13 protein-coding genes are annotated in these 11,998 nt (G+C 42.2%); 9 read left to right on the forward strand and 4 right to left on the reverse strand.

Annotation, left to right across the window (positions count from 1 at the left end; genetic code table 11):
* From ACEW80_RS05090 to ACEW80_RS05100, 3 genes are all read left to right on the forward strand, one after another.
* The coding region (locus ACEW80_RS05090) for an Ig-like domain-containing protein (protein WP_373525547.1) at positions 1 to 1,702 on the forward strand (1,702 nt) is incomplete at its 5' end.
* A 21-nt stretch (positions 1,703 to 1,723) separates the two neighbouring features.
* On the forward strand, positions 1,724 to 1,939 hold the full coding sequence (locus ACEW80_RS05095; RefSeq protein ID WP_373525548.1) for a hypothetical protein: 216 nt from the start codon (positions 1,724 to 1,726) through the stop codon (positions 1,937 to 1,939).
* Positions 1,940 to 1,989: 50 nt separating this feature from the next.
* Positions 1,990 to 3,372 (forward strand): aminopeptidase P family protein, encoded by a 1,383-nt coding sequence (locus tag ACEW80_RS05100; protein ID WP_373525549.1) that lies wholly within the window; start codon positions 1,990 to 1,992, stop codon positions 3,370 to 3,372.
* A 61-nt stretch (positions 3,373 to 3,433) separates the two neighbouring features.
* Here ACEW80_RS05100 and ACEW80_RS05105 read toward each other — a convergent pair whose 3' ends face one another.
* Genes ACEW80_RS05105 through ACEW80_RS05115 form a run of 3 tightly spaced genes read right to left on the reverse strand, consistent with a single transcriptional unit; the run spans position 3,434 to position 5,240 of the window.
* Positions 3,434 to 3,880: a Uma2 family endonuclease gene (locus tag ACEW80_RS05105; protein WP_373525550.1), complete on the reverse strand. Its 447-nt coding sequence runs from the start codon at positions 3,878 to 3,880 to the stop codon at positions 3,434 to 3,436.
* 26 nt (positions 3,881 to 3,906) lie between these two features.
* On the reverse strand, positions 3,907 to 4,551 hold the full coding sequence (locus ACEW80_RS05110; RefSeq protein ID WP_373525551.1) for a Uma2 family endonuclease: 645 nt from the start codon (positions 4,549 to 4,551) through the stop codon (positions 3,907 to 3,909).
* Positions 4,552 to 4,601: 50 nt separating this feature from the next.
* Positions 4,602 to 5,240 carry a Uma2 family endonuclease gene (locus tag ACEW80_RS05115; protein WP_373525552.1) on the reverse strand — a complete coding sequence of 213 codons (639 nt, stop codon included), beginning with the start codon at positions 5,238 to 5,240 and terminating at the stop codon, positions 4,602 to 4,604.
* A gap of 246 nt (positions 5,241 to 5,486) precedes the next feature.
* On the opposite strand from ACEW80_RS05115, the gene ffh reads away from it, so the two are divergent.
* The 6 genes from ffh to ACEW80_RS05145 all read left to right on the forward strand — a co-directional run bounded on the left by ffh (position 5,487) and on the right by ACEW80_RS05145 (position 11,809).
* On the forward strand, positions 5,487 to 6,953 hold the full coding sequence (ffh, locus tag ACEW80_RS05120) for a signal recognition particle protein (RefSeq protein WP_373525553.1): 1,467 nt from the start codon (positions 5,487 to 5,489) through the stop codon (positions 6,951 to 6,953).
* Between the two features lie 188 nt (positions 6,954 to 7,141).
* On the forward strand, positions 7,142 to 7,402 hold the full coding sequence (gene rpsP / locus ACEW80_RS05125) for a 30S ribosomal protein S16 (RefSeq protein WP_373525554.1): 261 nt from the start codon (positions 7,142 to 7,144) through the stop codon (positions 7,400 to 7,402).
* On the forward strand, positions 7,365 to 7,799 hold the full coding sequence (locus ACEW80_RS05130) for a KH domain-containing protein (protein ID WP_373525555.1): 435 nt from the start codon (positions 7,365 to 7,367) through the stop codon (positions 7,797 to 7,799). Before rpsP ends, ACEW80_RS05130 begins: the two co-directional genes overlap by 38 nt.
* 211 nt (positions 7,800 to 8,010) lie before the next feature.
* On the forward strand, positions 8,011 to 8,964 hold the full coding sequence (locus ACEW80_RS05135; RefSeq protein WP_373525556.1) for a PhoH family protein: 954 nt from the start codon (positions 8,011 to 8,013) through the stop codon (positions 8,962 to 8,964).
* A 52-nt stretch (positions 8,965 to 9,016) separates the two neighbouring features.
* Positions 9,017 to 9,421 (forward strand): ChuX/HutX family heme-like substrate-binding protein, encoded by a 405-nt coding sequence (locus ACEW80_RS05140; RefSeq protein ID WP_373525557.1) that lies wholly within the window; start codon positions 9,017 to 9,019, stop codon positions 9,419 to 9,421.
* Between the two features lie 123 nt (positions 9,422 to 9,544).
* Positions 9,545 to 11,809: an N-6 DNA methylase gene (locus tag ACEW80_RS05145; RefSeq protein WP_373525558.1), complete on the forward strand. Its 2,265-nt coding sequence runs from the start codon at positions 9,545 to 9,547 to the stop codon at positions 11,807 to 11,809.
* 20 nt (positions 11,810 to 11,829) lie between these two features.
* Here ACEW80_RS05145 and ACEW80_RS05150 read toward each other — a convergent pair.
* The coding region (locus ACEW80_RS05150) for a transposase (protein ID WP_373525559.1) at positions 11,830 to 11,998 on the reverse strand (169 nt) is incomplete at its 5' end.

Raw genomic sequence — 11,998 nt, forward strand, 5'->3', positions numbered from 1 at the left:
TGCCACCCTTGACTTCTCATCCTTAGATGGCAGCAACGGCTTTACCATCAACGGTAATGGCACTGACTCCTTAGGCAGATCAGTTAGCAGTGCTGGGGACTTTAACAGCGACGGCATCGACGACTTGGTTATTGGCGCACCGCGTGCCATCTCTGATGCCGGGCAAAGTTACGTGGTGTTTGGTACCACTAACGGTTTTGGTGCCACCCTTGATGTGTCTAACCTCAACGGCAGCAACGGCTTTGCCATTACTGGCATTAATGAAACTGACTTCTCAGGTATTTCAGTCAGCGTGGCTGGAGACGTTAACAGCGACAACATTGTTGACCTGATTATTGGCGCACCTTTTGCTGCCTCTGGTGCAGGGCAGAGCTACGTGGTCTTTGGCAGCACTAACGGTTTTGATGGCAACCTTGACCTCTCCAACCTTCACCCTAACAACGGCTTTATCATCAACGGCATTAATGCTGATGATGTCTCAGGTATTTCAGTCAGCGCTGCTGGGGATATCAACGGCGATGGCTTTGATGACTTGCTTGTGGGTGCAAGTGGGGCTGCATCTGGGGCTGGACAGGGTTACGTCATCTTTGGCTTTGAGACTGCGATCGCTTCTAATCAACCTCCAGTAGCAGTTGCCGACAAAGCTACCACTAATGAAAACACTGCTGTTAAAATTTCAGTCTTAGCCAACGACAGCGACCCAGATGGCAACCCCTTAACGGTAACAAATATCAACGGTAGTAGTGTGACTGTTGGCACTCCTATTACTTTGAGTTCTGGTGCCTTACTAACTCTTAATGCTGATAAGACTTTAACCTACAACCCCAACGCTAAATTTGAAGCTTTGGCTGGAGGTAAAAATGGATACGACAGCTTTAATTACACAATTAGCGATGGGATCTCTACCAGCACAGCTAAAGTCAGTTTGACCATCAAAGGAGTGAATGACGCACCTGTTGCTGTTCATGATACTGTTACGACAGCTAGAAATACAGCAGTCAGGATTCAAGCAAGTACTCTGCTGGCTAACGATCGCGACATCGATAGCAGCAAACTCAGCATCACTAGCGTTAGTGGTGGAGTTAACGGTAATGCGGTGCTGAAAAATAACGGCACTCCCTATAACTCAGCAGATGACTTTATTGTGTTTAAGCCAACTAGAGGGTTTAGTGGTGCGGCTAGCTTTAAATACACCATTAGCGATCGCCAACTCAGCAGCACTGCTAAGGTTACTGTTCAAGTAGGCACTAACCTTTCTGGTGGCAAAGGCAACGACTATCTTGTTGGCACCCCTGGAAATGACTACATCAATGGCGGTAGAGGAAATGACTACATCAATGGCGGCGATGGAAATGACTACATCAATGGCGGTAGAGGAAATGACTCTCTCAATGGCGGTAGAGGAAATGACTCTCTCAATGGCGGCTATGGTGACGACAACTTGTCTGGTGGTTTTGGTAATGATATCCTCAGTGGTGGCTATGGCAAAGATAAATTTGTCTTAGCTGCAAAACAAGGTACTGATACTATTACCGACTTCTACAAGGGTTATGACTTGATTGGCTTGTCTGGTGGTCTGACTTTCAATAAATTGAGTTTTGCTGGTCATAACATCATTGTGACTGATACTCATGAAATCTTGGCAACGCTGACTGGCATTAATACAACGACGTTGACTGCCACTAATTTCACTATTGTCTAAACGCAACTTCTTGCAACGTTGATGCATCGACCTGCAACTTTGATGCATCGACCTGCAACTTTGGTGCATCGACTTGCAACTTTGGTGCATCGACCTGCAACTTTGATGCATCGACTTGCAACGTTGGTGCATCGACTTGCTTTGATTCCGGTTCCCCACTTTTTAAGGGGAGCCAGCGCGGTCTTGGGGGTTTCCCCCATGAGTGACTGGCGTGGATTAGGGGGGATAAATAAATAGGATGATGATAAAGATTAAATAACCTTTATCCTTTTTTCAAGTTTCTATTTATGTTTATTCAACAAAACTCTAGTAGCTTCGTCGATACTTTACGCCACCGACGGCAACAACTAGCCAACCTGATTGATTTTCCAGTAATTCTGTGGTCAGGTAGCAGCAGTCCGCGCAACTTTCCCGCAAATCCCTTTCCCTTTCGCGCTAGCAGTCACTTCCTCTATTTTGCCGGACTGCCATTATCAAATGTGGCAATTCGCCTAGAAGCGGGCAAGCTAGAGCTATTCATGGACAATCCGCCACCCAGTAGCGCCCTTTGGCATGGAGAAATGCCAACGCGCGAGGAAATAGCCGAGAAGATTGGGGCAGATGTAGCTCGACCAATGGCAGAATTAGAGTCTTGGGTAGAAAATGCCGCCACGATCGCAGTCCAAAATCCTGCTACTTGGACGCAGCAATCACAGCTATTAAATAGATGGGTTTTACCGCAAAGTCCTCCCCAAGGAATTGACTTGGAATTAGCTAAGGCGATCGTTTCCTTACGTCTCACCCACGATGAAACTGCATTAACTGAGTTGCGAAAAGCTGCGGCTGCGACTGTTGAAGCCCACAAAACTGGGATGGCTGCAACACTTCAAGCCAAACTAGAGGCGGGAGTTCGTGCAGCAATGGAAGGGGTAATTATTGCCAACAATATGACCATTTCCTACAACAGTATTGTCACCGTTCACGGCGAAGTTTTGCATAACGAGCAGTATCACCATTCCCTACAACCAGGTGACTTACTGCTTGCCGATGTTGGTGCTGAAACCGAGATGGGTTGGGCAGGTGATGTTACCCGTACTTGGCCAGTTTCCGGCAAATTCTCATCTACCCAACGAGATATTTATAATGTCATACTGGCGGCTCATGATGCTTGCATTGCCAAGATATATCCTGGTGTAGAGTATGGGGATATTCATTTGCTTGCTGCCACGGTCATAGCTGAAGGTTTAGTGGATTTAGGTATTTTACAAGGAAACCCTCAAGATTTAGTAGAAATGGATGCCCAGGCGCTGTTTTTTCCCCACGGTATTGGTCATCTACTGGGTTTAGATGTTCATGATATGGAAGATTTGGGTGATTTAGCAGGGTATGAAGAAGGAAGGGAAAGAAGCGATCGCTTTGGTTTAGGATACCTGCGTTTGAATCGTCCTTTGCGTGCAGGAATGTTAGTCACAATTGAACCTGGTTTTTATCAAGTACCAGCAATTTTAAATGATCCTAATCTGCGCTCAAAATATCAGAATGTGGTGAATTGGCAGCGTTTATCTGAATTTGCTGATGTACGCGGAATCCGCATCGAAGATGATGTTTTAGTTACAACAGAAGGTAGTGAAGTTTTAACAGCCGCATTACCGAATGATGCCGATGCTGTAGAAAATCTAGTCAATGGCTGAATTTATAGTCTCAGGTCAGAGTCCAGCGATCGCGCAATTAAAAATTAAAGCAGATTACCAGCTATTTTTGAAGCGCTTGCTGAAAAGTCTTAATTGCATCAACATGATTCACTATATTAATGCAACGTAACAACAAATCCACATCGATCCCTTTAACCTCTTCGCTACTGGAAACCTTTTCATAGTCAAGTGCATTTCCCTCTTTCTGCAGGTGATAAACTTCTAACACGCCATCTTCCCAGAACCACACTTCAGGAATCAAGAGCCGCTTGTATGCCTCCAGTTTGTTGATCCCGCCACTGGTAAACACCACCTCGATCACTAAATCGGGACGCACTCGACCAGGAGCAAGTTTATAAGATTCATCTGCTTCTCGCTTCACAGCACCCGATTCACTTTCCAGTGTCATTGAGCCAGTTGGAGTAAAGTCAAACCCTGTCATGAGTAGGTAAAGTTCCAGCAATGCGCCGAGCCTTTCCTTAACGATTTCGTGTGGTTCTCCAGGCATTCGTTTATTTATTTTAACTACTTTTTTTACTTATAATTTCGCTGAATTTGGCTTTTAACCCAATTGCGAAAATCACTCACCAACTCTAAATAATCTTTCTGCCCAACTTGTTGTAAAAAATTAGCAATTTCTGTGAGAGGTAAATTAGGAAACGCTAAACTTTGGTCAACAGCTATATATTTGTCATCTTGTAAAATATTTATAGTAAAAATGATGCCATCATAACGCCAAATCTCTGGTACACCCATATCACCATAGACTTGAAAACGATTTTTAGAACTGCTGGTAATATCAATTTCCACTACCAAATCTGGCGGCGGATCTTGCTGTAAATTAATTCTTTTTTTGCCTTTAACTGCATTCAGATTCCGAATATAAAAGCATTTATCTGGTTCTGCACCACTAAGTTCTGGATATTTGAAAGTAGTAGAACCAAGAGGGTCAATGCTAACTTCTAGCTCTTCTGCTAGAGTCTCGACAAATCGACCCACAATTTCTTTATATCGTTCATGTTCAGGTGAAGGAACCATGATTTCTAAAGTACCTCGATTGTAAGTAAGCCGGAGGCGGCGACTATTACTAAGTTCAGTTAGTAAGTTTTCATAAGTTTGCCAACTGATACCTGAGAGGTGGATTATTTCTGGAGGTTGGATCAGAGTATTAGTAATCATAACTATCTGACATTATTTGAGAATTTTTTGGTTTTTGGCTGTTTAGCTGATTAATTTAAATCAATTTTACTTCTAACCCAATTGCGAAAATCACTCACCAACTCTAAATAATCTTTTTCTTCAACCTGTTGTAAAAAATCAGCAATTTCTGTGAGAGGTAAATTAGGAAACGCTAAACTTTGGTCAACAGCTATATATTTGTCATCTTGTAAAATATTTATAGTAAAAATGATACCATCATAACGCCAAATCTCTGGTACACCCATATCACCATAGACTTGAAAACGATTTGTAGAACTGCTGGTAATATCAATTTCCACTACCAAATCTGGCGGCGGATCTTGTTGCAAATTAATTCTTTTTTTGCCCTTAATGAAATTGACATTTTTAATGTAAAAGCATTCGTCTGGTTCTGCACCACTCAGTTCTGGACGTTTGAAAGTGGTAGAACCAAGGCAATCAATTCTAACTTTTAGCTCTTCTGCTAAAGTTTCGACAAATCGACCCACAGTTTTTTTGTATCGTTCATGTTCGGGTGAAGGAACCATGATTTCTAGAGTACCTCGATTGTAAGTAAGCCGGAGGCGGCGGTTAGCACTAAGTTCAGTTAACAAGTTTTCATAGGTTTGCCAACTGATACCTGAGAGGTGGATTATCTCTGTGGGTTGAAGCAGTGTATTGCTAGTCATAGGGATATGTGATGTAGGTTTTCGCTGTACAATAACCATTCTTACCCTTACTTTACTGGCTGCTCAATCTTCTTTCATATTCAATAAAGCTAGGTATCTGGTTGCTACAGTCGCGGTGAAAACTATTAAGCTGGTAAATAGCACGTTTAAACTTTAGCGGAAATTTGCGATCGCCTGCGGTGGACTATGCCAACGCATTCATTGGCGATTTAGAATTTCCATTGGCGAATTACCTGTAATTACATTATGTTTGATGCATTATCTGACCGTTTAGAATCCGCCTGGAAAAAACTACGGGGACAGGACAAAATTTCTCAATCCAACATTCAAGATGCTTTGCGCGAAGTCCGCCGCGCTTTGTTGGAAGCAGATGTCAATCTCCAGGTAGTCAAAGATTTTATTAGCGAAGTCGAAGCCAAAGCCCAGGGAGCCGAGGTGATTACCGGCGTACGACCTGACCAACAGTTTATCAAAATTGTTCACGATGAACTGGTGCAGGTGATGGGAGAAGAAAATGTTCCCATCGCAGAAGCCCAGGAACAGCCTACTATTATTCTCATGGCTGGATTGCAAGGTACTGGTAAAACCACAGCTACCGCTAAATTAGCTTTACATCTAAGAAAATTAGATCGTAGCTGTTTGTTGGTGGCGACAGACGTATATCGCCCAGCAGCGATCGACCAGCTGGTGACGTTGGGTAAGCAAATTGACGTACCAGTATTTGAACTAGGAAGCGATGCCGATCCCGTAGAAATTGCTCGGCAAGGTGTAGAGCGTGGCAGAGCAGAAGGCGTAAACACAGTAATTATTGATACTGCTGGACGCTTGCAAATTGACGAAGAAATGATGGCGGAATTAGCCCGGATCAAAGCAACTGTCCAACCCCATGAAACTCTGTTGGTGGTGGATGCGATGACTGGTCAAGAGGCAGCCAATCTTACCCGCACCTTTCATGAAAAGATCGGAATTACTGGGGCGATTCTCACCAAGTTGGATGGTGATAGCCGTGGTGGTGCAGCGCTTTCGGTGCGAAAGATTTCGGGAGCGCCGATTAAATTTGTGGGCGTAGGTGAGAAAGTCGAGGCACTACAACCTTTTTATCCCGATCGTATGGCATCGCGGATTCTCGGTATGGGTGATGTGCTGACCCTGGTAGAAAAAGCCCAAGAAGAGTTTGACTTAGCAGATGCCGAGAAAATGCAGGAGAAAATCCTGTCAGCGAAGTTTGACTTTACTGACTTTCTCAAGCAGTTGCGGATGCTGAAGAATATGGGATCTCTGGGAGGCTTCATTAAGATGATTCCAGGGATGAACAAAATTTCCGATGATCAGCTTAAACAGGGAGAAACTCAACTCAAGCGTTGTGAGGCGATGATTAACTCTATGACTCGCCAAGAACGCCAAGACCCCGATTTATTAGCCAGTTCTCCCAGTCGGCGGCGGCGGATTGCTTCTGGCTCTGGCTATAGAGAGTCCGATATAAGTAAACTGGTGGGTGATTTCCAAAAAATGCGATCGCTCATGCAGCAAATGAGTCAAGGTGGCTTCTCTGGAATGCCGGGAATGTTCGGCGGTGGTGGCGGCGGCATGGGTGATGCCTTCGCAGGTGCTGGGAATCGTCCCGCAGCCCCCGGATGGCGAGGTTACGATGGTGTTCCAGCCACCAAAAAGAAAAAGAAAGAGAAAAAGAAAAAAGGCTTTGGCAATCTTTAGCCATTGGTGATTAACTAAGGACTAATAGCAGCAAATGCTAGGCAGTGCTAAAATTAACATTTCAGCCTCAAAAGTTATCAGCAGAGGAAGCTGACCCTCAATTTCTCGGCATCAGCCAGATTTAGGTTACTTCTTCACCAACTAGCTGTTAACTAAATACATAACAACAGGAGAATGATTCTTCAATCATGGTCAAACTGCGCCTAAAGCGATTCGGTAAAAAGCGGGAAGCAAGTTACCGCATTGTCGCCATTAACAGCCTCGCTCGCCGCGATGGCCGTCCCCTAGAAGAGTTGGGATTCTACAACCCCAGAACAGATGAAGTGCGATTAGACGTTCCCGGCATCGTCAAGCGACTACAACAAGGCGCTCAACCCACTGATACCGTTCGCCGCATTTTAGTAAAAGCCAATGTTTTTGAACAGGTCAGTGCCACAGCCGCATCATAATTTCGGAACAATATCCCCAGCTAGTCCCAATTATGTTGGGCTGGTTCAGTTTTTAGTGCAGCCGTTTTTGGAATTTCCAGAGACTTTAAGCGTCGATTGTGAAATTTCTCAGACCCTCAACCGAGTTTGGGTTCGCATCGCTTTTGAAAGCACAGAAGATAAAGGGAAAGTGTTTGGTCGCGGGGGACGCAATATTCACGCGATTCGGACAGTAATCGCCGCCGCAGCAGAAGCTGCTGGGCAATCAGTATACCTGGATATCTACGGCAGCACCACGCCAGACCGGGAGGGTATGTCTTTTGATGAAGAGACAGAAGAGCGATCGCCACCACCGACTAGGAGAGAACCGCGTGGAAATGATGGGCCTAAACCTATTGTTAAACCCCGCATCCGCTAAGTTGAAACTAAAGAGCAAGTCTGAGCGGTTGTGAGCACCTCCGCTCAGAATTTTTGTAAAGATCAAAGGGGCGTACATCTGTACGCCCTGACAGCCGATCAATTTGTTGCAAATATTTTTACAAAATGTAATTAATAAAAGTGTACTTTTACCCTCGGCGAGAAAACATTAACCTTTGTCAAACACAGATCCTCACCAATTAAAAAATACTATGGCAGGTACTTTAACAATTCAGCTGCCGAATATTGCCAGTGCGATCGCTCTTGCAGGAGATGGAGAAGAAAATCTCAAAATCCTATCTCGGCAAACCGGAGCCAGCTTGGTATTACGCGGACAGGAATTACTGATTTGTGGTACCCAAGAGCAAATTGACTTAGCTTCTGGATTAGTGCGATCGCTTGAAGGTCTGTGGATTAAAGGCAATACTATTTCCAGTGCCGATATTTTAACAGCTCGTCAAGCCATAGATAGCGATCGGCAAGGGGAACTGCAAGATTTACAGCGAGATGTCCTCGCCAAGAGTCGCCGAGGTGAAGAAGTTCGTGCCAAAACCTTTCGCCAGCGTCAATATATCGACGCACTCCGTAGGCGTGATCTCACCTTTGGCACTGGCCCTGCTGGTACCGGCAAAACTTATCTCGCTGTGGTTGTCGCCGTGCAAGCACTCCTTGCTAACGAGTTTGAAAAGCTAATTTTAACTCGCCCTGCCGTCGAAGCCGGTGAAAAACTCGGTTTTTTGCCTGGAGATTTACAGCAGAAAGTTAATCCCTATCTTCGCCCACTTTACGATGCTATTTATGAATTTATCGACCCAGAAAAAGTACCCAGTTTAATGGAACGCGGTGTAATTGAAGTCGCACCACTCGCCTATATGCGGGGACGCACCCTCAGTAACGCTTTTATAATTGTCGATGAAGCTCAAAATACTACACCCGCTCAGATGAAAATGGTTTTGACTCGTTTGGGTTTCCGTTCTCGGATGGTGATTACAGGCGACATGACACAAACTGATTTGCCACTTCACCAACAATCGGGTTTAGGAGTGGCTTTACAAGTTTTAAAACCCGTTGAAGGCATTGCCTTTTGCGAATTTTCCCAAAAAGATGTCGTGCGCCATCCTCTAGTTCAGCGCATTGTCGCGGCTTATGAACAATACGAAAAATAGGCATTGGGCATTGGGCATGGGGCATCAAATAAATAACAAAGGATAACAATTTATGAGTACTACTTTGAGAGAGTTTTTAGAAGCTTGCGAAACTTTAGGAACTTTGCGTTTAATTGTTACTAGCAGCGCTGCTGTATTAGAAGCACGAGGCAAAATAGAAAAGTTATTTTATGCAGAATTGCCTAAAGGTAAGTATGCGAATATGCACACTGAAGGCTTTGAGTTTCACTTGAATATGGATAAAATTATTCAAGTGAAATTTGAAACTGGTGAGGCAAAAAGAGGTAACTTTACTACCTATGCAATTCGCTTTTTAGATGAGAAACAAGAATCTGCTTTGAGCCTATTTTTACAATGGGGTAAACCGGGGGAATATGAACCAGGGCAGGTGGAAACTTGGTTGGCTTTGAAAGAACAGTATGGGGAAATTTGGCAACCTTTACCAGCAGAAATTTAAAACGCAAACAAAAGGAGCTATACAAAGAAAAGTAAAGCTCTGTGATTAGTTTTTAGTAAGCGGTTACTACAAAATTTTAATTTTTTATACAAAGTTACTTAATTTTTAATCAATAAATAATATATGAATTCGTCCATCAAAACAGAAACCGAAACTGTAATAAAGAAAATTCTTCCTTACCTCCGACGCAGAGAATACGATATAGAAAAAGACTTTGATTTTGAAACACCAGTTAGAACAGAAAATCGCTACAACTTGGGATATGCCGACATATTGGTAACTTTAGGCAAAAGCAAGCCTATATTTGTAATTGAAGCAAAAAGAACATCGCACAAACTTACAGATAAAGATCGAGATCAAGCTATTGAGTATGGGAAGGGGCTAGGAGTTCTTTTTGTTGTTGTTACAAATGGTAAGGATATTCAATGCTTCAATGTTGCAAACAAAGAGCTTATTAAGTGGAATGGAAAACTTACTGAAAAGATACCAACTAAATCGCAACTAATAAAAGTTATTAATATACTGAAAACCAATAAAGCAGAGACTAATATTACACTGGCAGACGATAAGACTCTACCTTTTCGTCCCGGATTGCCTTTAAAGCAATTAAACTCGCTTTTTTCACGTTGCCACAATGCTATCAGAAAAATTGAAAAAGATGAAGACAATGCTTTTGCAGATTTTTCTAAATTGCTTTTTCTCAAATTGCTAGAAGAAAAAGCTGACAGTTCAGATTTTGTACTACCATATTCTTCTAGGTTCTTTGAGCTTGCAGAACGCCCCAATACAGAAAGTGATCAAGTTCAAACCTTAATAGTCGATATGATTAATAAGATAAAAAACAAAACTTCTTACGGAGAAGTTTTGAATGATCCTATTAAATTAAGGCATCCAAAAACATTTCAATATATTGTTTGTGAATTGGCTACTGTGTCATTTCAAGACAGTAGTTTAGACTCTAAGGGAGCAGCATTTGAGTATTTTGTTCGTGCTACATTAAAAGGTAAAAAACTCGGACAATATTTTACGCCAAGACCTCTCATAGAACTAATGTCCAATATTGTTGGAAAAGAAAAAATCTTAAATGCTATTCAATCAGGAAGCTCTATAAAAGTTATAGATCCTGCTTGTGGCACAGGGGGTTTCTTAGTATATTTAATGCAAGAAAATTTAAGAACATTGAGTGAAAAACTTGAGTCTAGAATAATTACCAAGAAAACACATGATGCTCTTATTGGAAAAATTATGAATAGCGTTTTCTTTGGTTCAGATGCTAACCAAGGTGTTGCGTGTGCGGCAAAGATGAATATGATTATTGCAGGCGATGGTCACACCAATATTCAGTCCGAGGACAGTCTATCCGTTACTGCAAAAAATTGGTGTATGCTTAAGCCTGATTGTGACATTATACTAACAAACCCACCTTTTGGAACATCTGAATCTCATTTATCAAAGGATGAATTAATCCATTATCCTGTTCAAACAACAAAGGGTCAGTCTCTATTTTTGCAAAAGATGGTACTATGTACAGTTCCAGAAGGTGATATTTGCTCAGTTATTGATGAAGGTGTCTTGAATACTGACTCAGCAAAAAAACTTCGTAAATGGTTGTTTGAAAAATGTCAATTAGTAGCCATAGTTAGATTACCTGAAGACACATTTAAGCCTAATAAGATTAATGTTAAATCAAGTATTATATACCTTCGCCGTCGTGAATATGATGACGTAGACTATGAAGATAATTATCCTGTTACATTCTGCGATATTGAATCATTAGGTTATACGGGAGCAGGCGATTTTATTCGCGGATTTGACACAAAACGTTTGATGAATGAAATAGAAAGTCAATTATTAGATAAAAACCGCTCTAATAGTGATGGATATAAATGGAGAGCTTTTAATATTAACGCCCAAAAAATTTTAGCAGATACTTATTGCCGACTCGATTACAAATACTGGCAACCAAAAATACTAGATAAAATAGAAGAGATTAGAAGAAGAGGAGGACTAACTATTAAAGAATTAAACACTATCAAAACTGAGAGAGGTAAAAGTCCTCGTGCAGATTTATATGTGGATAAAATAGATGGATATGCACTTGTTGTTAAAGCTGGTTCAAGTGTTTCTAGGTATGGTCAACTTTTAACCGATGGAGATTACATCGAACAAGACTTGTTTAATGAAATGACTAGCAATCACGTATTAAATGGTGATGTTTTGCTGTCTTCAACAGGTGACGGTACACTAGGTAAATGCTGTGTTTATTGTTCCAATGAACCAGCTATAGCAGATGGTCATGTTACTATTATTCGTCCTGACCAAACTAAAATTGATCCTGAATACCTCTGTGACTATCTTCGAGTTGGTTTTGGTCAGAGGGTGTTTTAAAAGTTTTAGGAGGTCAAAAATTAAGCCAGTCGCCTTACCATAATACGGATCATGGCAAGGTAGATAAAAGTCTCAGATGTTTCGGGCAATAACTCATAATCTCTGACTAATCGCCGACAGCCCATCAACCAACCGTAAGTGCGCTCCACTACCCAACGTTTTTTGAGTAAGACAAAGCCCTTGGTTTGT

It is taken from the genome of Nostoc sp. (genome assembly GCF_041747015.1).
Classification (GTDB): Bacteria; Cyanobacteriota; Cyanobacteriia; order Cyanobacteriales; family Nostocaceae; genus Nostoc.